General features: G+C 64.1%; 17 protein-coding genes and 1 riboswitch. Of the genes, 13 read left to right on the top strand and 4 right to left on the bottom strand.

Annotation, left to right across the window (positions count from 1 at the left end):
• Positions 1–395 precede the first annotated feature (395 nt).
• The 9 genes from FDY95_RS06790 (at position 396) to FDY95_RS27060 (ending at position 12,372) form a co-directional block, all read left to right on the top strand.
• A complete protein-coding gene (locus tag FDY95_RS06790) occupies positions 396–1,109 on the top strand; it encodes an HAD family hydrolase (protein ID WP_138075987.1) in 714 nt (237 codons plus the stop codon).
• A 143-nt stretch (positions 1,110–1,252) separates the two neighbouring features.
• The gene (hemH, locus tag FDY95_RS06785; RefSeq protein ID WP_138075986.1) at positions 1,253–2,299 is read left to right on the top strand and encodes a ferrochelatase; all 1,047 of its coding nucleotides are present in this window, start codon (positions 1,253–1,255) and stop codon (positions 2,297–2,299) included.
• A 213-nt stretch (positions 2,300–2,512) separates the two neighbouring features.
• A riboswitch (SAM riboswitch) is annotated at positions 2,513–2,604 on the top strand.
• Between the two features lie 325 nt (positions 2,605–2,929).
• Positions 2,930–3,673 (top strand): phosphoadenylyl-sulfate reductase, encoded by a 744-nt coding sequence (locus tag FDY95_RS06780; protein WP_138075985.1) that lies wholly within the window; start codon positions 2,930–2,932, stop codon positions 3,671–3,673.
• A 229-nt stretch (positions 3,674–3,902) separates the two neighbouring features.
• Positions 3,903–4,817, top strand: coding sequence for a sulfate adenylyltransferase subunit CysD (gene cysD / locus FDY95_RS06775; protein WP_138075984.1), 915 nt, complete (start codon positions 3,903–3,905; stop codon positions 4,815–4,817).
• 129 nt (positions 4,818–4,946) lie between these two features.
• On the top strand, positions 4,947–6,218 hold the full coding sequence (locus FDY95_RS06770) for a sulfate adenylyltransferase subunit 1 (protein ID WP_138075983.1): 1,272 nt from the start codon (positions 4,947–4,949) through the stop codon (positions 6,216–6,218).
• 305 nt (positions 6,219–6,523) lie between these two features.
• On the top strand, positions 6,524–6,742 hold the full coding sequence (locus FDY95_RS06765) for a hypothetical protein (protein ID WP_138075982.1): 219 nt from the start codon (positions 6,524–6,526) through the stop codon (positions 6,740–6,742).
• A 43-nt stretch (positions 6,743–6,785) separates the two neighbouring features.
• A complete protein-coding gene (locus tag FDY95_RS06760) occupies positions 6,786–9,695 on the top strand; it encodes a TonB-dependent receptor (RefSeq protein WP_138075981.1) in 2,910 nt (969 codons plus the stop codon).
• 21 nt (positions 9,696–9,716) lie between these two features.
• Positions 9,717–10,493: a DUF2490 domain-containing protein gene (locus tag FDY95_RS06755; RefSeq protein ID WP_138075980.1), complete on the top strand. Its 777-nt coding sequence runs from the start codon at positions 9,717–9,719 to the stop codon at positions 10,491–10,493.
• 367 nt (positions 10,494–10,860) lie between these two features.
• Positions 10,861–12,372 (top strand): TSUP family transporter, encoded by a 1,512-nt coding sequence (locus FDY95_RS27060; protein WP_138075979.1) that lies wholly within the window; start codon positions 10,861–10,863, stop codon positions 12,370–12,372.
• A 208-nt stretch (positions 12,373–12,580) separates the two neighbouring features.
• Here the strand turns inward: FDY95_RS27060 and FDY95_RS06745 are convergent, their stop codons facing one another.
• A complete protein-coding gene (locus FDY95_RS06745) occupies positions 12,581–13,126 on the bottom strand; it encodes a PRC-barrel domain-containing protein (protein ID WP_138075978.1) in 546 nt (181 codons plus the stop codon).
• 32 nt (positions 13,127–13,158) lie between these two features.
• Entirely contained in the window at positions 13,159–13,830 is a 672-nt protein-coding gene (locus tag FDY95_RS06740; protein WP_138075977.1) for a hypothetical protein, read from the bottom strand.
• 158 nt (positions 13,831–13,988) lie between these two features.
• On the opposite strand from FDY95_RS06740, the gene FDY95_RS06735 reads away from it, so the two are divergent.
• Entirely contained in the window at positions 13,989–14,984 is a 996-nt protein-coding gene (locus FDY95_RS06735; protein ID WP_138075976.1) for a DUF2157 domain-containing protein, read from the top strand.
• Positions 14,981–16,186, top strand: coding sequence for a hypothetical protein (locus tag FDY95_RS06730; protein ID WP_138075975.1), 1,206 nt, complete (start codon positions 14,981–14,983; stop codon positions 16,184–16,186). The genes FDY95_RS06735 and FDY95_RS06730 overlap by 4 nt, the downstream gene beginning before the upstream one ends.
• A gap of 95 nt (positions 16,187–16,281) precedes the next feature.
• On the opposite strand, the gene FDY95_RS06725 is transcribed toward FDY95_RS06730, so the two are convergent.
• Both FDY95_RS06725 and glmM read right to left on the bottom strand, forming a co-directional pair.
• Positions 16,282–17,445: a cysteine desulfurase family protein gene (locus FDY95_RS06725; RefSeq protein ID WP_138075974.1), complete on the bottom strand. Its 1,164-nt coding sequence runs from the start codon at positions 17,443–17,445 to the stop codon at positions 16,282–16,284.
• Positions 17,446–17,774: 329 nt separating this feature from the next.
• Positions 17,775–19,163, bottom strand: coding sequence for a phosphoglucosamine mutase (gene glmM, locus FDY95_RS06720; protein WP_138075973.1), 1,389 nt, complete (start codon positions 19,161–19,163; stop codon positions 17,775–17,777).
• A gap of 108 nt (positions 19,164–19,271) precedes the next feature.
• On the opposite strand from glmM, the gene mazG reads away from it, so the two are divergent.
• Complete coding sequence (gene mazG, locus FDY95_RS06715; RefSeq protein ID WP_138075972.1) at positions 19,272–20,105, top strand: nucleoside triphosphate pyrophosphohydrolase; 834 nt, start codon at positions 19,272–19,274, stop codon at positions 20,103–20,105.
• Between the two features lie 270 nt (positions 20,106–20,375).
• Positions 20,376–21,269: a MotA/TolQ/ExbB proton channel family protein gene (locus tag FDY95_RS06710; protein ID WP_138075971.1), complete on the top strand. Its 894-nt coding sequence runs from the start codon at positions 20,376–20,378 to the stop codon at positions 21,267–21,269.
• The last annotated feature ends 48 nt before the right edge of the window (positions 21,270–21,317 follow it).

Below are 21,317 nucleotides of genomic sequence, written 5' to 3'. Positions count from 1 at the left end.
CGCATCGGCAGCATGAGCTGAATAATAGGGGCTTACGAAGCTGGCCGGGCCCGGGCTACGGATGGCCGCCGTAGCCCGGGCCGTAAGCCGGTTACCGGTTATGTGGGCGGGTACCCGAGTGGGGTCTGACCCCACTCGGGTACCCGGCGAAGGTACTCGGGCGGCCTCTCGGGTCACTCGGGTACCCGGCGAAGGTACTCGGGTGGCATTCGTGGCTACCCAGTTCGTTTTGATGGGCACTCCGGCTGCCAATGCAGCCACCCGAGTGGCTGCGCTGGCTTTCCTGGTAGCCGCAGCGGCTTCCCAGGTAGCCACCGCAGCCACTCCGGCTGCTACCGCCGCTCAGGAGCCTGCCGGGCTTCGGGCCAGGGCTGGCGGCTTACTTTTACGGCGCTATGCCCCTGACCACCGTCCTCTTCGACCTCGACGACACGCTGTTCGACCACGCCGGCACCGCCCGGGCGGCCCTTGAGGCCAGCACGGCGCCGTTTGCCTGGGCCGAAACGGTGGAATTGAACGAGCTGTACCAGCGCTACAGCGACATTCTGGAGGAAATGCACCCGCGGGTGCTGGCCGGCGAGTTCGGCTACGAGGAAGCGCGGCGCCTGCGTTTTCAGCGGCTGCTGGCCCCCTACCAGGCCTTTGCCGACGATGCCGAGGCTGACGCGTTTGCCGCCTTTCACTACGGGCACTACCGCCGCCTGCGCCGGCCAGTAGCCGGGGCCGCCCCCCTGCTGGAGGCCCTGAAACCCACCTACCGCATCGGCATCGTGACCAATAACCGCACCGAGGAGCAGGTGGACAAGCTGGCGTTTCTGGGCCTGACGCATCTGGTCGACGCGCTGATTACCTCCGAGGCCGTGGGCGTGACCAAACCCGACCCGCGCATCTTCCGAGTGGCGCTGGCGCAACTCGGGGCCCGGCCCGAAGAAACGGTGCTCGTCGGTGACAACTGGACGGCCGACGTGCTGGGCGCCCGGGCCGCGGGTATCCGGCCGGTGTGGCTGAACCGCTTCGGTGCCGAGTGCCCGGAGGCGGGTGTGACAACCATTACCGGCTTCGAGCCGCTGGCGCAGGTGCTGCCGCTGATTATCGGAGCCGGGGAGTAGGCGGCCGGGCTGAGCCTGACGAAAATCAGCTGGTGCGGCCAGCAAATGGGTGCTAAGCCCAAACATTAGCGGACCTACCTTTGTATCTGCAATCCAACGCGTCGGCCCGACTTCGTCCTATCCGGCGCGCTGCTTTCCCGCTTATGCCCGCTTCTCCCGCATCTACCAAAGGCCGCACCGGCGTGCTGCTCGTCAACCTCGGCACGCCCGACTCGCCGAGCACCTCCGACGTGCGCCGCTACCTCAACGAATTTCTGACCGACGCCCGCGTCATCGACATGCCCGCGGCCGTGCGCTACCCGCTGTTTCGGGGCATCGTAGTGCCGCTGCGCGCCCCCAAGTCGGCCAAGATCTACCAGCAGCTCTGGGATGAGCGCGGCTCCCCCCTGCTCTACCACGGCCTCGATCTACAGAAGCTGGTGCAGGAGAAGCTGGGTAAGGACTACCTCGTGGCCTTCGGGATGCGCTACCAGAACCCCAGCATCGAATCGGCCCTGCAGGAGCTGCGCGACGCGGCCGTGGACCGCATCATCGTGCTGCCCCTGTTTCCGCAGTACGCGGCGGCCAGCACCGGCTCGGTGCAGGAAAAGGTGATGGACATCGTGAAGGACTGGTGGGTGGTGCCCAGCATCAGCTTTATCAGCACCTTCGTCGAGGACCCCGGCTTTATCGGCACCTTCGCCACCCTGGGTAAGGCCGAAATGGCCAAGCATGACTACGACCACGTGGTGTTCAGCTACCACGGCATCCCGGAGCGGCACGTGCTGAAGGGCAGCCACAAGGGCTACTGCAAGCTGGGCAACTGCTGCAACAGCTACAACAAGAACAACCGCTACTGCTACCGGGCGCAGTGCTTCGAAACCTCCCGGCAGCTGGCCGCCGCCCTGGGCCTCGGCCCCGAGCAGTACACTACCACCTTCCAGAGCCGCCTGCAAAGCCGCCTGCGCGACCCGTGGCTGCAGCCCTACACCGACGAAGTGCTCAAGACGCTGCCGGGCAAGGGCATCAAGAACGTGCTGGCCTTCAGCCCCGCCTTCGTGGCCGACTGCCTGGAAACCACCATCGAAGTGGGCGAGGAATTCAAGGAAATGTTTGAGCAAGCCGGCGGCGGGCACTGGCAGCTGGTGCCCTCCCTGAACTCGCACCCGCAGTGGGTGCAGGCTGTAGCCGACATGATCCGGCGGAATTAATTTCCGGCGTCTGTTGCTTCCGCAGCCCCGTTCTCGCCCCGCTGGAATTCATTTTCCGGCGGGGCGAAAACATTTCGGGCGCGTTATTTGTAGAACCCGCATCGGCAACGGCCCGGCATAATTATTTGCGAGTTTTCAGCTCCCGCAAAAAGGAGTTTGCAATTCCGAAAATTGTGTCGCTACCTTTGCCGTAGCAATTCTGCTGAAGGATTGTTTTTATACAGAGGCGTGGAGAGACAGGCTCCGTGAAGCGCCGGCAACCAGCGGACAGTCCGAAACGGTGCCAAGTCCTGGTGATATAAAAACACCGACGTCGTGAACACCGACCTCAACTCTCGCGCTAATCTGGCTGGTGCCGCTGCCTCGCAGCTGCGCCCCTTCGGCTTCAACGGCTGCTGTTGCTGTTGCATGCCGATGCGCCGCGCGTGTTGTTGAGGCTCCCCACGACCTCCTTTCCCGTTTTTCTGGATCGACCGACAACTAAGCGCCTGGCCTCCGTGCGCCGCTTAGCCGTGTCCGGCGCGGCCGCCTGAGTCTGCCGCGCCGCCTAGCCTTCCAGCCCCCTCCCCTCTTCTTTTCCGACGCCAGCCGCCTTTTTGCAGGGCGCAGGGCGTCCCAGACATACTGCGCATGTCGACGCTTATCGATGCTCAGGTGGCGCAACTCCGGCAGCAGTTTGCCGGCGCCGACCCGCTGGATATTCTGCGCGCCGTAGCTGCCGAATTTGCTGGCAAGGCCGCTTTTTCCACCTCTTTTGGGCTCGAAGACCAGGTAATTACCCACCTGATTTTCGCCCATGATTTACCCATTGAAATATTCACGCTCGACACCGGGCGGAATTTCCAGGAAACGTATTCGACCTGGAGCAAAACCGTGCTGAAATACGGCAAAACCATCAAGGCGTATTACCCCAATCAGGAAGAAGCCGCGGCCCTGGTGGAGCGGCAGGGCCCGAACGGTTTTTACGAAAGCGTGGACGCCCGCAAGGCCTGCTGCCAGGTGCGCAAGGTGGAGCCCCTGAACCGCGCCCTGGCCGGTAAAGCTGCCTGGATAACGGGCATCCGCGCCGAGCAGTCGGCCAACCGCACCGGGATGCAGCTGGTGGACTGGGATGACGCTTACCAGCTGTTCAAGGTAAATCCGCTGCTGGACTGGACTTGGGAGCAAACCTGGGCCTTCGTCCGCGAATACGGCATTCCGCACAACCCGCTGCACCTGCAGGGCTTCGTGAGCATCGGCTGCGCGCCGTGTACCCGGGCCGTGAAGCCGGGCGAAGACTTCCGCGCCGGCCGCTGGTGGTGGGAAGACCAATCGGCCAAGGAGTGCGGCCTGCACGCCACGGCCGAATCTACCGCTGCTGCCGAAACTCACTAGAACGTCATGTCGAGCGAAGTCGAGACATCTCGCGTGCTGATGCCGGATAGCATTCTGTTCGTTCAACGAGAAGATTAGTATCCGAGCGAGATGTCTCGACTTCGCTCGACATGACGGCCTGATTCAGCCGTTCCAACGGCTCCTCCCGCTCCCGCGCCCTACTGCATTCCCGCATTTCCTGACTTCTCAAAATCGGCCTTTCCGGGTCGAACAGGCACCTTATTGCCGTATGCCGACGCTGCCCAGATTAGATTACCTCGACCGGCTCGAAGCCGAAGCCATCCACATCCTGCGCGAAGTGGCCGGGCAGTTTCAGCGCCCCGCCCTGCTGTTTTCGGGCGGCAAGGACTCCATTGCGCTGGTGCGCCTCGCCCAGAAAGCCTTCCGGCCCGGCCGGTTTCCCTTCCCGCTGGTCCACATCGATACCGGCCACAACTTCCCCGAGGTACTGCAGTTTCGCGACCAACTGGCGGCCGAATTGGGCGAGCAGCTGATTGTGCGGCGGGTGGAAGACACCATCCGGCAGCGCGGGCTACGGGAGCCGGGCGGCAAGTTTCCGAGCCGCAACGCCCTGCAGACCTACACCCTGCTCGACACCATCGAGGAGTTTGGCTTCGACGCCTGCATCGGCGGGGCGCGGCGCGACGAGGAAAAAGCCCGGGCCAAGGAGCGGATTTTCTCGGTGCGCGACGAGTTTGGGCAGTGGGACCCGCGCCGGCAGCGGCCCGAGCTGTGGAACATCTACAACGGGCAGATTCAGCCCGGCGAGAACGTGCGGGTGTTCCCGATATCGAACTGGACGGAGCTGGACGTGTGGAACTACATCCAGCGGGAGCAGATCGAGCTGCCCAGCATCTACTTCGCCCACGAGCGGCGCTGCGTGGTGCTGCCCTCGGGCCAGCTGCTGGCCCTGACCGAGCACCTCAGCCTTGACGCCACCGACGAGCTGACCACCCGGCAGGTGCGCTTCCGCACCGTGGGCGACTCCACCTGCACCGCCGCCGTGGAAAGTGACGCCGCCACGCTGGAGGCCATCATCGATGACATCCTGCAGGCCAAAGTCAGCGAGCGGGGCGCCACCCGCCTCGACGACCGGATTTCGGAAACCGGCATGGAAGACCGGAAGCGCAACGGCTACTTCTGATTTAATGTGCGAAGTGTGGTGAATGTGGAAATGTGCGGAATGATGGCTTCTTCGTCGCATAGCTCACCCCGCTTCACTCAACTCATTCTCCACATTTCTCACATTCTCCACATTAACCACATTCAACAAGTGGACCTTCTTCAATTTATCACCTGCGGCAGCGTCGACGACGGCAAGAGCACGCTGATTGGCCGATTACTGTACGATTCGGACGCCGTTTCGCTGGACGTGCTGGCGGCGCTGGAGGCGCAGAACCGCACCTCGGCGGCCGGCACCGTGGACCTGGCCTTGCTTACCGACGGGCTGCGGGCCGAGCGGGAACAGGGCATCACCATCGACGTGGCGCACAAGTACTTTACTACGCCGCGGCGCAAGTTTATCATCACCGATACGCCCGGCCACGTGCAGTACACCCGCAACATGGTGACGGGCGCCTCCAACGCCGACCTGGCCATCGTGCTGGTGGATGCGCGGCAGGGCGTGGTGGAGCAGACGCGGCGGCACAGCATCGTGGCGGCGCTGCTGGGCATCCGGCGCTTCGTGCTGGCCGTCAACAAGATTGACCTGGTGGACTACTCCGAGCAGACGTTCCGCGACATCGTGGCCGACTACGCCGCCGTGGCCGCGCAGTTGGGCATCCGGCAGGTGGTGAGCATCCCGCTCAGCGCCCTCAATGGCGACAACGTGGTGCGGGCCTCGGCCCACCTGCCCTGGTACCAGGGTCCGAACCTGCTGGAGCACTTGGAAACCGTGGACGTGAGCCGGGAAGCCACCACCGACGCGGCCCGCTTGCAGGTGCAGTACGTCATCCGCCCGCAGACCGCGGAGCTGCCTGACTACCGGGGCTACGCCGGCCGCATCCAGAGCGGGGTGTACCGCCCCGGCGACCGGGTGCTGGTGCTGCCCGCCGGCCTCGAAACCACGCTGGCGGCCATCGAAATCAACCAGCAGGCGGTGCCGGTGGCCGTGGCGCCGCAGGGCGTGGTACTCCGCCTCACCGACGACGTGGATGTGAGCCGGGGCGACACCATCGTGCCCTTGGCCCAGGCCCCGGAGCCCACGCGGGAGCTGGAAGCTACGCTGTGCTGGATGGTGGAGCAGCCCCTGCGCCCCGGCCGCAAGCTGCTGGTGCAGCACCACGCCGCCAAAACCCGGGCCGTGGTGCAGGCCATCGTGGCGAAGACCAATATTCAGACGCTGGAGCAGCAGCCGGCCGCCGAGGCCCAGCTCAACGACATCGTGCGGGTGCGGCTGAAGACGGCCCTGCCCCTGGTGGCCGACACCTACCTGCAGAACCGCACCACCGGCGCCTTTATCCTGCTCGACGAGCAAACCGGCGCCACCCTGGCTGCCGGCCTGATTGAGCAGACGACACTGCCCGCGCCGGAGTTGGTGCTGTAACGGCCCTTTATCCTGACGCCGCGAGGATTGTCTCGCGGCCAACAATCATCCACCTGCCGATGCGGGGTGCGCCTCGCCCCGGTCCGGTTGTCTCCAATTTCTAAACCATTCTTCCCCTTGGCTGACTGTAGAACCTCCTTCCCGCTTACCTGACAGCCCGCGCCGGCGGGCCTGGCCGGCTGATTTGGGCCGCCCGCATCTACCCCTGATTTCCTGTGCCAGACGGGAGTGGCAGCACTTCCGGCGCGGTACGCTGTCCACCCTTCCACGCCGCGCTTTGGCGCGGCTCAACGCAGAAAATCGATATGTACGACCAACTCCTGGAATACGTCCGCGACGTGTATGGCTGGCTTGAAAGCGGCGCCTACCGCTACGTCTGCGACGACAAGGCCCGCCTGAGCGCGGCCATTCATAAAGCCCTGGTGAGCGTGGTGCAGCAGCAAAGCGGCGCCTCCCTGGAAGAAGCCGAAGCCTACGTGCGCGGCCTGCATCAGCCGCAGCCCCAGCTCGAAGAGGCGTTCTGACGCGCCGGCCCCCACCCTATTCTCCTACTCCAAACTACTGACTATGAAGAAGCATTACGCTTCATCCTGGCTGGCCCTGGCCGCCGTGCTGACCGCTGCGCCCGCCGCCGTGGCGCAGCAGCAGCTTATTGCCATCAAAGGCACCGTGCGCGAGGCCGGCACGCAGCAGCCGCTGCCGGGCGTGAGCGTGAGCGTGAAGGGCGGCACCACGGGCACCGTCAGCGACGCCAGCGGGCAGTTTCAGCTGCGCGACCGGCTGCCGTTCCCCTTCGTGCTGGTGTTCAACATGATTGGCTACGAGCCCAAGGAAATCAGCATTCTGGACGCGAAGACGCCGATTTCGGTGGGGCTGGAGTCGAAGGCGGTGCTGACCAACGAGGTGGTGGTGTCGGCGTCGCGGGTGGAGGAAAGCCGGCTGAAGTCGCCGGTGGCCATTGAGAAGCTGGATATCCGCGCCATCAAGGAAACGGCGGCGCCGAGCTTCTACGACGCGCTGGAAAACGTGAAGGGCGTGCAGATGACCACGTCGAGCCTGACGTTCAAAGTGCCCAATACCCGCGGCTTCAACATCCCGAACAACTTCCGCTTCATGCAGCTGGTGGATGGCGTGGACATGCAGGCGGCCACGCTCGGGGTGCCTTTGGGCAACGCCATCGGCCCGACGGAGCTGGACGTGGCCTCGGTGGAAATTACGCCCGGCGCGGCCTCGGCGCTGTACGGCATGAATGCCATCAACGGCATGGCCAACCTGGCCACCCGGAGCCCCTTCACCTACCAGGGCCTGAGCGTGTACCAGAAAGTGGGCGTCAACCACGTCGACGGCCGGGACCGGGACCCGAGCGTGCTGACCGAAACGGCGGTGCGCTGGGCGCAGGCGGTGGGGCCGGCGCAGCGCTTCGCCTACAAGGTGAACCTGAGCTATTTGCGCGGCACCGACTGGCTGGCCAACACCCAGACCGACCAGAACCCGCAGCAGCTCAGCTCGGCCAACCCGCGCTTCCCCGAGCTGAGCGGCGCCGACAACCCCGCCGCCGACCTTTGGAACCGCTACGGCGACGACAACGCGGGCAACGTGAGCATCACCATTCCCTACCAGGGCCGCAACGAAACCTTCAACGTGCGCCGCACCGGCTACTACGAGCGGGACCTCACCAACCCCGTCGTGCGCAACATCAAGGCCGACGCCAGCCTGCACTACAAGCTGACGGATAAGCTGGAGCTGAGCTACGGCTACCGGTTCGGGCTGATGGACGGGGTGTTTCAGCGCGGCAACAAGATTCAGCTCGACGGGGTGACGGTGCAGAACCACAAAGTGGAGCTGCGCGGCCAGGACTTCACCCTGCGCGGCTACATGCTGGTCGAGAATACCGGCGACTCCTACAACCTGAACCCGCTGGCGCTGAACCTGGACTTGCAGAACGGCTCCAACGCGGTGTGGGGCGGCAGGTTCCGCACCGAGCTGCAAAGCCAGCTGGCCGGCGGCGTGGGCCTGGCCGAGGCCATGCGCGCCGCCCGCGTGGCGGCCGATGCCGGCCGCGCCCAGCCCGGCACGCCGGAATTCGACGCGCTGAAAAAGCAGATTACCGGCACCAACAACTGGGACAGTGGCGTGAACGTGCCCGGCGCCCCCATCCCCGGCGGCGCTGCCCTCACCCAGCGCAGCCACACCTACCACGCCGACGCGCTCTGGAACCTGGGCCCGCGCATCAGGTTCGTGGACGTGGTGCTCGGTGCCGACGCGCGGGTGTACGCCGTCATTCCCGATGGCAATAACTTCGTGGACTTCGGCCGCCCGCTGGCCGACCGCACCCAGCCCGGCGGCGCCAACCAGTACTACCGCAAAGTCGGGGGCTTCGCGCAGGTGACCAGGCTGCTCTTCCACGACCGGCTCAAGCTCACCGGCTCCCTCCGCCTCGATTACAACCCGGAATTCAACCCCAAGCTGAACCCTCGGGTGGCCGCCGTGTACTCAGCCGGCACGAACCAGAACCACAACTTCCGCGCCTCCTACCAGAACGGCTGGCGTTTCCCCTCGCTGTTTGAGGCCCTCTCGTTCGTGAACAACGGCAACGTGCGCCGGGTGGGCGGCCTGGCCCGGGTGAACGAGGGCCTGAACTACCTCGACAACTCCTACACGCTGGCCTCGATTACGCAGTTCAACGCCGCCGTTAACGCCTACGTGTCGGCCAACGCGGGCACTACCGCTAGCCAAGCCGCGTTGCGCCCCGAAATCCGCCAGCTGCTGCAAGTGGGGAACCTGCCCACCGAGCAGCCCGAGCAGATCAACGCCTACGAGGTGGGCTACCGCAGCGTGCTGCTCGATAACCGCCTGTCCGTTGACGTGGACGCGTACTACAACGTGTACTCCGGCTTCCTGGGCCAGGTGGAGGTGAGCGTGCCCAAAAACGCCAACGGCCAGCAGGTGCCGGTGGGCTCCGATGATGCCGTGCTGGCCGCGCTGAACGCCAACCGCGCCGCCCGGCAGGACCGCTACCGCGTGTACACCAACGCCCGCAACGACTACCACAGCTACGGCTCCACGCTGGGGCTGACTTACAACGTGGTGCAGAAGTATACCCTCGGCGGCAACGTGAGCTACAACGCGCTGTCGGACAACGAGCAGGCCGACATCTTCGTGACGGGCTTCAATACCCCGAAGTGGGTGACCAACCTGACTTTCGGCAACCGGGAGGTGGTGCACAATGTGGGCTTCAACGTGGTGTGGCGGCGGCAGAGCAGCTTCAACTGGGAAAGCCCGCTGGCCAACGGCCGGGTGCCCAGCTACCAGACCGTCGATGCGCAGGTGAGCGTGCGGATTCCGAACCTGAAGTCGACCATCAAGCTCGGCGGGGCGAACCTGCTCAACAACCGCTACATCCAGTACGCTGCCGGCCCGACCATCGGCGGGCTGTACTACCTGGCCGTCACCTTCGACGGGACGGTGCTGCGCTAACTTCCTGGCTCCTGGCTTGCTATGAAACGGACCTTGCTTTCCTTTGTCCTGCTGCTCGCGGCACTGGCCGTGCGGGCTCAGAAGCAGTACGTACGCGAGCAGCAAACCTGGCTGGGCGTATTCAACCAAACCCGCTTCTCCCAGCACTGGGGCACCTGGACCGACCTGCACCTGCGCCTGCACGACCACTTCGTCCAGGCGAAATTCCAGACGGTGACCCGCCTCGGGCTAACCTACTACCTCACCGACGACGTGCGCCTGACCGGCGGCTACGCCTACGTCCACCACTTCCCCGACGGTGCCCGCACCATCGGGCAGGCCGAGCACCGGCCCTGGCAGCAGGTGCAGTGGTTCAGCAGGTTCCCGCAGGCCCGGCTGATGCAGTGGGTGCGGCTGGAGGAGCGGTTTCGGCGCCACATCGTGGGCAATGAGCGGACGGCTGAGTTCGATTTTAACTGGCGCACCCGCTACAACCTGGCCCTGTTCCTGCCGCTGACCCGACGCCGGTTTGAGCCCGGCAGCTGGCAGGTTCTCCTAAACAACGAGCTGATGGTCAATTTCGGCAAGGAGGTGCGCTACAACTATTTCGACCAGAACCGCGCCTTTGCCGGGGTGGTGTTCCAAGTGAGTAGGCAGGCCCAGCTGCAAGCGGGCTACATGCACCTGTTTCAGCAGTTGCCCGCCGGCAGCACCTACCGAAATCAGCATACCATCCGCGTCTTCTACTTCCACAATCTGAATTTCCGTCCCACAGCGGCAACGCCGCCCGCTACGCCCCTCAACCCCAGCGGCACCTGACCCAACCCAGCGTTGCCGCGGTAAAGGAGGTGGAACACACCGCGCTCAGGCTGGTTTTTACGCAGCAGAACGCTATATTAACCAACCACTTGAACCCGACCATGCTACTGACGGGGTACTTACCCCGCCCAGCAAAAGCCGCCTGATTTGCCTCTTCACCGGCAAAATCAACCCGGAGGGCCCCTTTGCTGCCACGCTGCAGGGTCCGGCGGTGTAGCCCTCGGCCAGACACGCGGCCCCCGCTGAGGTTTGACAAGTCGGTTCCTGCTCCGCCGCCCCGCCACGTCAGCTCCACTGGCTGCGGCGGCCACTACCCAACCGCCGGCCCAGTGCCGGCAGCGCTTCACGGCCAAAACCTACGCCCCGCATGAATTCAACCGCCCTGCCGCTGCACCTGGCTACCGGTCCACCCGCTGAAAACCCCGCGCCCCGGGCCGGCAACACGCTGTTTCCGGTGTTTCTGAAGCTGGAGCACCTGCGGGTGCTGCTGGTGGGCGGCGGCGCCGTGGGCCTCGAACAAATCACGGCCCTGCTGCGCAACAGCCCCGCCGCCAGCATCACGGTGGTCAGCGACGTTATTTCCCCCGAAATCCGCACGCTGGCCGCACAGCACCCGGCGGTGCAGCTGCACGAGCGGCCCTACCAGCTCACCGACCTGCTGGGCCACGACCTGGTGCTCATTGCCACCAACGACCGGGCCCTGAACAGCCGCATCAAGCAGGAAGCCGCCGGCCACGGCCTGCTGGCCAACGTGGCCGACACGCCCGAGGAGTGCGACTTTTACCTCGGCGCCATCGTGCAGAAGGGCGACCTGAAAGTGGCCATCAGCACCAATGGCAAGTCGCCGACGGTGGCCCAGCGCCTGCGAGAGGTGCTCAGTGAAGCGCTGCCCGACGAGCTGAACGCGGTGCTGCAAAACCTGGGCGTCATCCGCCGCCGCCTGGCGGGCGACTTCACGCAGAAGGTAAAGTCGCTGAACGAGGTGACGGCGGAGCTGGCCGAGTCGCCGGAAACGACGATGTGGCGGCGCATTGCCACGTTTTCGCTTTTCGGCTTTGCACTGCTGCTGGGCCTCAACGTGCTGTCGATTTACTACACCTGGCCACAAGTCTGGGACACCATCACCACCGCCCGCACCTTCTACCTCTTCGTGGCCGTGGGCTTCGCCGCCCAGCTCGTCGACGGGCTGCTGGGCATGGGCTACGGGGTGGTCACGGCCATCAGCCTGATGTCGTTGGGGCTGAATCCGGCGGCGGTCAGCGCCAGCATCCACACGGCCGAAATGTTTGCCAGCGGCGCCTCGGGCTACAACCACTACCGCTTCGGCAACGTGAACCGGCGGCTGTTCAAGGCCCTGCTGATTCCGGGCATCCTGGGCTCGGTGAGCGGGGCGTTGCTGCTGTCGAAATTCGGCGAGCAGTACGGCAGCTACGTGAAGCCCGTGCTGGCCGCTTACCTGCTGCTGCTGGGCGTGCGCCTCATCAGCAAGGCCTTCACGAAGCCCGACCTGCGCAAGCGCAAAGTGAAGCATGTAGGCTGGCTGGCCGGCGCCGGCGGCTTCCTCGATTCGTTCGGCGGCGGCGGCTGGGGCCCTTTGGTCACCAGCACACTGATTTCGCAGGGCCGCACCCCGCAGTACGTCATCGGCTCGGTGAGTCTGACGGAGTTCTTCGTCACCTTCGCCAGCGCCCTTACGTTCTTCGCCACCATCGGCATTTCGCACTGGCAGGTGGTGCTGGGCCTGATTGTGGGTGGGGTGGCCGCCGCGCCCTTTGCCGCCCGGCTGGCCGGCCGCGTGTCCACCCGCTTTATGTTCGTGGGCGTGGGGCTGATGGTTATCGTCTGGAGCCTCTGGGCGCTGCGGAAGGTGTTTTTCTAGATTCTACCTACGAAAGCAGAACAACAGGAACCAGAACGACAGAAAACAAAAACGTCATTCCGAGCTTGTCGAGGAATCTCGCGTGCTGATGTGGGACAGTAAAATCCTCGTTGAACGAGAAGAATGCTATCTGGATTCAGCACGCGAGATTCCTCGACTTCGCTCAGAATGACGTTCTTTTTGCGTCGTTCTGCTCTCCGCTCCAGCCTTAATTCAGCTCCCCGCGCGGCGGCACGTTCACGTCGGGGCGGCGGCGGAAGCTGCTGGGCAGCTCGGCGGGGCGGCGGTTGTGGTAGAAGTGCTGCTCGTCGTAGCTGGGCTGCTCGTAGAAGGGCGAGTGACTGTCGCGGCTGGGCACGGGCAGGCTCAGGGCGCGCAGCATGGCTTCCTCGTAGTCGCGGCTGATGCTGATTTCCTGGTAGGGCGGGTAGTTCAGCACCGAATCGGCGGTGAGGGCGGGCACGAATACGTTGTCGCCGTCGTCGTCAAGCGCGGCGGCGCCGATGGGCACCAAAATGTGCCGCTCGTGTTGGTTGATGTTCAGCCCGGCGTCCAGCTCCACGTCGAGGTAGCGCACTTTCAGCGCGTCGCGCTCCACAATCAGCTCGTACACGTCGCCGAAACGCTTGCCATCGGCGCCGCGCACGGCCCAGCCGCGCACGTCGGGGCTGCCATCGGCTACTTCAAAATCGCGCAGGTCGCGCAGGCGCGTCAGGTGCATGCCCTCGGCGCTGGGGACGGGTGTGGTTTCCATGGGGGTTGCCAGGTCGGCGTTGCTAATCGGGGCTAGGCGGCGGGCTTTTCCAGCACGCGCAGCACGTTGGCGGCCTGCTGAAAAAACTCCTGGGTGGCCTGTTGTTCGGCGGCGGTGGCGGTGCGGCCGCTGAGCTGGCCGGCCTGCTCCACCAGCTTGCTCACGTCGCGCTCCAGGGTGGCGTAGCCGCGGCGCTGCATTTCCTGCATCAGCTCGGCCGCCGCCACCAGGCCCGGGCGCAGCGAGCCGCCGTCGGCCACGCGGCTGGTGGCGCTGGTCAGGTCGTTGCGCTTTTCTTCCACCGCCGGGTTGCGCAGGTCGTTGCGGTCGGCCAGGTTCACCAGCACGCTGCTGAGAAGGCTCAGGCCGCGGCGGGCGTAGGTGGTGCTGGTCGGGTCGTCGGCCACGAAGGCGTAGAAGTCGGCCGGCGCAGCGTTGTCCGCGTCCACTTCGCCGGCCATGGCCCCCACCGACGGGTCGCCGGTGGGCGCATCAGGGTCGGTGGCCGTGGCCGCGTCGCCGCTGGGCACGCTCACGGTATCGGCGGGCGTGGCGGCGGGTACGGCGGGCGTGGCCGCTGGGGCCTCATCCTTGTCGCGGCTCACGAGGTACCACACGCCCAGCGCCAGCACCACCAGCACGGCAATCAGCAGGGGCCACGGACTTACCCGTTTTTTCTTTCGTTGAATGTTGATTTCAGCCATAAAGCCAGGTTGCGGAAAGAGGAGGGCTACGGGCTTGCCATACGCAGCCGGGGCAAAATAGATAGCGTCGGCGACATAGCCGGCCAACCAGACGCCACCGGTAGCGCGGATTCTGCCGCCGAACGCCGTACTTACCGCTTCACCCCTACCCGCCGCCTATGTCCCCCGAATCCGTGCTGCGCGCACTGCTGGATCAGCAGCTGCTGCCGCCCGAGCAGGCTGCCCTGATCCGCACCGACGAGGCCCAGCGCCCCTTCTCCTTGCACCACGAGCTGCGCCTGCTGCTGTACGTGGGCATCGTGTTGCTCAGCGGCGGGCTGGGCGTGCTTATCTACCAGCACCTCGATGATATTGGCCACGGCGTGGTGGTGGCCGCCATTGCCCTGCTGATGCTCCTTAGCCTGGGCTACGCGGCGCGGCACCGGCAGCCCTTCAGCTGGGGCGAGGCCGCCAAAGCCGGCTTTCTGCCCGACTACGCCCTGCTGCTCGGCTGCCTGCTCTTCGTCACCCTCGAAACCTACCTGCAGGTGCAGTACGGCCTCTTCGGCACGCGCTACGGGCTGGCCACCTTGCTGCCAGCCTTGGTATTTCTGCCCCTGGCCTACCGCTTCGACCACCGCGGCGTGCTGGCCATGGGCATCACGGCGCTGGCGGCCTGGGTGGGTGTCACCATTCAGCCGCTGTCGGCCTTCACTACCAATGACTTCTGGCACTCCCGCCTGAGCACGGCCGCCATGCTGCTGGGCCTGGGGCTGATGCTGGCCGGGCTGCTCTCGGAGCGCTACGGCCGCAAGGCGCACTTCGCCTTCACCTACATTTCGCTGGGCAGCAACCTGCTGCTGATTGCGGCCACCGTCACGCTGCTGGATTTCACGCCCGGCTACGGCAGCTTTCCGCCCGTGCTGCTGGTGCCGCTGATTCTGCTGGTGTGCGCCGCGCTGGTGTGGTACGCCCGCCGCACGCATTCCTACCTGCTGCTGCTGATGGGCGTGGGCTACGCCTACATGGCCGTGACCTACACGCTGGTGCGCTTCATCGCGGCCACCGATTCCGGCGAAGCGGGCTTTACGCTCCTGCTGCTGTACGTGCCGCTGTCGGCTGCCGGCGTGGTCTGGTTGTTTCTGAACATCAAGAAAATCCTGCGTCTCCGATGAGCTTCTACGCCTACCACCCCGACTGGCCGCATCACGAAGCCATTCAGGAGCAAGCCACCCGCTGGCAGCGGCGCGGTTTGCTGACGGCCGGGCAGCTGGCCGCCGCGCAGGCCCGCTTTCCGCTCGACTTCTACCGGCCGCACCTGTTTCTGCGCATCGGCCTGTTTCTGTTTACCACGCTGGGGGCCCTGGCCGGCGCGGGTTTCGTGGGCATGATGTTCCAATTCAATTTTCTCGGCACGCTCATCGTCAGCCTGATTATCGGCGCGGTGGTGCTGGAAATGGCCATTCGCGGCAAACGGCTCTACCACTCCGGCGCCGACAACGCCCTGCTGTACCTGGAACTGCTGGGTCTGGTCGTGCTCATTTTCTATTTCACCTACGAAACGCTGAGCAGCTACCCTTCCCCCGACCCCACACCCGGCACCGCCCGCCTGACCGTCGCCCTGCTGCTCACCCAGGCGGTGCTGCTGCTGGCCACCCTGCGCTACGCCGACCGCCTCGTCGCCGTGGCCGCTTACCTGAATGGCCTGCTGCTGCTCGGCAACGTGCTACTGCTGCTGCCCCACGGCACGCTGCTGCTGCCCTTCGCACTGTGCGCTGCGTCGGCCGCAGCCTACCTATGGTTTACCCGACAGCTCCAACGGCCTGAGCGCCTGTACTACCACCGTTGCCTCGGGCTGCTGCGCGGCCTGGCGCTGGGAACCGCTTATCTGGCCGTCAACTACTGGGCCGTGCGCGAAGGAAATATGGCGCTGATGGCGCCTGAATACCATAGCTACGCGTTTGTGGCGCCCCAGATTCCGCTGGCGTGGCTGTTTTGCCTGCTCACGGCTACCATTCCGCTATTCTACCTCGTCCAGGGCCTGCGCCGCCCCGACCGCACCTGGCTGTGGCTGGGTTTGCTGACGGCCGCGTTTTCCGTTTTCACCCTGCGCTACTACCGCAGCCTGCTGCCCGCCGAAACCGCCGCCACCCTGGCCGGCGCCTTTTTCGTGGCCTTGGCCGTGTGGGCCACGCGCTACCTGCACTCGGCCCGCCACGGCCTCACCTCCGCCCCCGACGACGCCGAGGACCCGCAGCTCGACCTGGAATCCTTGGTAGTGGCCCAGACGGCCCACTCCGCCCCGGCCGCGGCCACGGCGGGCGTGCAGTTCGGCGGCGGCCACTCCGGCGGCGGCGGCGCCACCGGTGCCTATTGAATAATGGCGCGGCCCAGCTTTCGGCCCGCCTACCAAGCAAAAGCCCCGGTGTACGAGCTGCACACCGGGGCTTTTATAATTTTTACGCTTTCAGTCTACGCCGGCACCTTGCGGTACATCTTGGCCAGCTGCTCCACGGCGTAGTCCACCTCGTCGGCCGTGTTGTACTTGCTCATCGAAAAGCGCACCGCGCCGCGCTGCGGGTCGCAGCCCAGGGCCGTGAGCACGTGCGAGCCGATGTTGGAGCCGCTGGTGCAGGCCGAGCCGCCCGAGGCCGACACGTGGTTGATGTCGAGGTTGAACAGCAGCATCTCGTTCAGCTCCGAGGGCGGCAGGCTCACGTTGAGCACCGTGTACAGGCTCTGGTCGGCGTCGGCCGAAAGCCCGTTAAACTGCACGTCGTCGATTTCGGCCCGCAGCTTTTCGATGAACCGGTCTTTCAGCCCTTGAATGTGGCGGTGGTGCTGGTCCATGTCGCGGTAGGCAATTTCCAGGGCCTTGGCCAAGCCCACGATGCCGTACACGTTTTCGGTGCCGGCGCGCACGTTGCGCTCCTGCGCCCCGCCATGAATCAGCGGCTGCACCTGCAGGCCCGACTGCGTGTAGAGGAAGCCCGAGCCCTTCGGCCCGTGAAACTTGTGCGCCGAGCCCACCAGAAAGTGGTTCTGCAACTGCTGCACGTTGTGGCAGTAGTGGCCCATCGTCTGCACCGTGTCGGTGTGGAAGATGGCCCCGTGCGTCCGACAAAGCTGCCCGATGGCCTCGATGTCGTTCAGGTTGCCGATTTCGTTGTTGGCGTGCATCAGGCTCACGAAGGAGCGCGTGTGCGTGCCCAGCAGCTCGTCGAGGTGGGCCAGGTCCAGCTTGCCCTGCTCGTCGAAGCGCACGAAGCTCAGCTCAATCTCGCCCGCCTTCTGCAGCGCCTCCAGCGTGTGCAGCACCGCGTGGTGCTCCAGCCTGGAGGTAATGGCGTGCTTCAGCCCCAGCGTCCGGATCGAGCCAAACGCGGCGTAGTTGTCGGCTTCGGTACCGCCCGAGGTAAAGCTGATTTCGGCCGGCGCGGCCCCAATCAGGTGAGCAATGGTCTTGCGGGCGTTTTCGATGGCCGCGCGCACCTTGCGGCCGTGGCCGTGGATGCTGCTGGGGTTGCCGAAATGCTCCGTCAGAAAGGGCATCATGGCGTCCAGTACTTCCGGATCGAGCGGGGTGGTGGCGGCGTTATCGAAGTAAACCGAAGGCGTAGCGTGGTTGGGCGTCATGCACAGACACTTTCAGGGGTGGACTGCAAAAATAACGGATTCAATATTGCCGCGCATTTCTACCGCCCATCGGGCTGGTATTATCGGCCAACCACCCCACTTTACAGAAGAATAATATTGGCCAAAAGCAAGAAACCCGTGTGGTGCCAAGGCTCGAAGTCGTGGCACCACTACCTTGAAACCACGAGTAATTTTCACCGGCTGAACCCGGGTAAACGCAGTGGTGCCACGACTTTGGAGTCGTGGCACCACTGCGTTCAATCGTCCATCAAATCCGTGAAATCCGGACGAAACGAGGTTCAGCGGAGCTAATCCGCCGTAATCCGTGATTAGCGGCTGATGATTTCCTTGATGTCGCCGATGATTTTCTGCGCCAGATGGTCGGCCGTCGCGTTGGAGTCCGACTCGGCGTAGATGCGGATAATCGGCTCGGTGTTCGACTTGCGCAGGTGCACCCACTCCTTGTCGAATTCGATTTTCACCCCGTCGATGGTATTCACCGGCTGCTTGGCATAGCGCTTCTCCATCTGCACCAGTACTTTATCAGTATCGATATCCGGCGTCAGCTCGATCTTGTTTTTCGAGATGAAGTAGTTCGGGTACGACGCCCGCAACTGCGTCATCGTCTTGCCCGACTTGGCCAGGTGCGTCAGAAACAGCGCAATGCCCACCAGGGCGTCGCGACCGTAGTGCAGCTCGGGGTAGATGATACCACCGTTGCCCTCGCCGCCGATAACGGTGTTGGTTTCCTTCATCTTGGTCACCACGTTCACCTCGCCCACCGCGGCGGCGGCGTACGAGCCGCCGTGCTTCTCAGTCACGTCGCGCAGGGCGCGGGTGCTGCTCAGGTTGCTCACGGTGTTGCCGCCGCCCAACTGCCCCAGCACGTAATCGGCCACGGCCACCAGCGTGTACTCCTCGCCGAACATGGTGCCGTCCTCGTTGATGAGGGCCAGGCGGTCCACGTCCGGGTCCACCACGATACCGAGGTCAAACGAGCCTTTTTCCAGCACCTTGGCAATGTCGCGCAGGTTCTCGGGCAGCGGCTCGGGGTTGTGGGCAAAGTCGCCGGTCGGCTCGCAGTACAGCTTCTCGATGGTCGTCACGCCCAGGGCTTCCAGCAGCTGCGGCACGGCAAAACCGCCCGAGGAGTTAACGGCGTCAACCACCACCCGGAAGTTTTTGGCCTTGATGGCTTCCACGTCCACCAGCGGCAGCGCCAGAATGGCCTTTATGTGCTTTTTCAGCGCCGAGTTGTCGTTCGTTACCTGCCCCAGCTTGGTTACCTGCGCGAAATCGAAGGCTTCCTGCTCGGCCAGCTCCAGCACGTGCTTGCCGTCGGCGTCGGAGATGAATTCGCCCTTTTCGTTGAGCAGCTTCAGCGCGTTCCACTGCTTGGGGTTGTGCGAGGCCGTCAGGATGATACCGCCCGCCGCTTTGCGCGCCGGCACGGCCATTTCCACGGTCGGCGTGGTCGACAGGCCCAGGTCGATGACATCGATGCCCAGCCCCTGCAGCGTGCCGATAACCAGCTTGTTAACCATGTCGCCGGAGAGGCGCGCGTCGCGGCCGACCACGATGGTGCGGTGTTGGGAATGGGCCAGCGCCCAGGTGCCGAAGGCAGCCGTGAACTTGACCACGTCGATGGGGGTGAGAGCGTCGCCCGCCCGGCCGCCGATGGTGCCCCGGATGCCCGAGATGGATTTGATCAGTGCCACAAGAAATGTCGGTTTTTCAGGCGGCAAAAGTAACGAATCCGCCCCGCCCCGCCTACTACGTGACTACTCACTCGGTTCGTTTTTAGCTTGCGCCGTATATTTGAGACAATGGAGTACAACACCCCCAGTCGCCGCCCCGCCCAACTCGCGGCCTTCGGCCGTCTGCTCGACGTATTAGACCGCCTGCGGGCCGAGTGTCCCTGGGACCGGAAGCAGACCATGCAGACCCTGCGCCACCTCACCATCGAGGAAACCTACGAGCTGGCCGACGCCATCCTGCGCGAGGACCTGCCGGACGTGCAGAAGGAGCTGGGCGACGTGATGCTGCACCTCACCTTCTACGCCAAAATTGCCAGCGAGCAGGGCCGCTTCGACATTGCCGACGTGCTCAACGCGCAGTGCGACAAGCTTATTCACCGCCACCCCCACATCTACGGCGACGTGCAGGTAGCCGATGAAGAGGACGTCAAGCGCAACTGGGAGCAGCTGAAACTCAAGGAGAAGGGCAACGATTCCGTGCTGGGTGGCGTACCAGTTTCGCTGCCGGCTCTGGTGAAGGCCATGCGTATTCAGGAAAAAGCGCGCGGCGCCGGCTTCGATTGGGAGGAAAAGGCGCAGGTGTGGGCGAAAGTGCAGGAAGAGCTGGCCGAGTTCGGGGCCGAGTTCCGCGACGGCGACGTGGTGGACCCCGCCCGGGCCGCCGCCGAGTTCGGCGACCTGCTGTTTTCGCTCGTCAATTTTGCCCGCTTTGCCGGCATCAACCCCGAAGAAGCCCTGGAGCAAACCAACCGGAAGTTTATCCACCGCTTCCGGTATCTGGAAACCGAAGTAACCCGCTCCGGCCGGGCCCTCGCCGACCTCACGCTGGCCGAGATGGATCAATACTGGAACGCTGCCAAACACTTGCCCGTAACTGGCCCTGAATCAAACTCCACGAAATAGCCTTTTTTCGGGGCTAATGCCGTTTTAAACGCTTTAGGCCTCCTTTTAATTTGGCGGCGCCAAGCCTTTTGTTTAGGTTTGCCAAGGATAGACCTACTACGGACGAAGGCCCCGCACACGAGCAGACCCACAGATTTGGCTTCTTTTCCCTGGCCAATTTGTGAGGGTGAGCGGGGCTCCGCCGTCTTAGGCCTTTCGGTTTTTATAAACCACTTTCCAACCACAAGTCAACCTTTTTCACCAACCAACCCTTTCTTAATCTCCGGAACAATGGAACAAAAGAATGTCCCGAACAAGCCGGCTACGGCTCCCCGGCCTGCCGCTCCCGCAGCGCCGAAGACTGGCGAAGCCAAAGGCGGTTCGGCACTGGCCGCTATCGTGATTCCGCTGGCTCTCGTCGTTAGCTACGTGGTGTGGAAATTCGTCATGGGTGACGGTAGCCACTTCCAGGGCGGCAACAACCACAACAACCCCATGCCCGGTGATTACCTCGGCATCGTGTACAAGGGCGGTGTTATCGTGCCGATCCTGATGTCGATGTTCCTGATTGTGATTACGTTCTCGATTGAGCGTTACCTCACCATCGGCCGCGCCAAAGGTTCGAAGAGCATCGAGAGCTTCGTACGTACCGTGCGCCAGAAGCTGAACGTGAACGACATCACCGGCGCCATTGCCACCTGCGACCAGCAGAAGGGCTCGGTAGCCAACGTAGTGAAGTCGGGCCTGCTGAAGTACCAGGAAATGGCCCGCGAGCGGGGCATGGACAAAGACCAGAAGATCCTGGCTATCCAGAAGGAAATCGAGGAATCGACCGCCCTGGAGCTGCCGATGCTGGAGAAAAACCTGGTTATCATCTCGACCCTGGCGTCGGTTGCTACCCTGGTTGGTCTGCTCGGTACCGTATTCGGTATGATCAACGCCTTCGCCGCTCTGGCTAACGCCGGTGCTCCGGACGCCGTAGGTCTGGCCAACGGTATCTCGGAAGCTCTGATCAACACGGCTCTGGGTATCTTGACCTCGGCCATTGCCATCATCGCCTACAACTTCTTCACCAGCAAAATCGACGAGCTGACCTACAGCATCGACGAGGCCGGGTTCTCCATCATTCAGACCTTCGCTGCTCAGCACGGCGACAACGGCGTACAAAACGGTGCGGTAGCGTAAACTAAACGCTGCACCTCGTACGTTACTGAATCAAAGAACCTTCTGAAC

The sequence above is a fragment of the Hymenobacter jeollabukensis genome, assembly GCF_005771675.1.
GTDB lineage: Bacteria > Bacteroidota > Bacteroidia > Cytophagales > Hymenobacteraceae > Solirubrum > Solirubrum jeollabukense.
The sequence above is the reverse complement of the archived record's forward strand: the minus strand, read 5'-3'. Positions and strand labels throughout refer to the sequence as shown.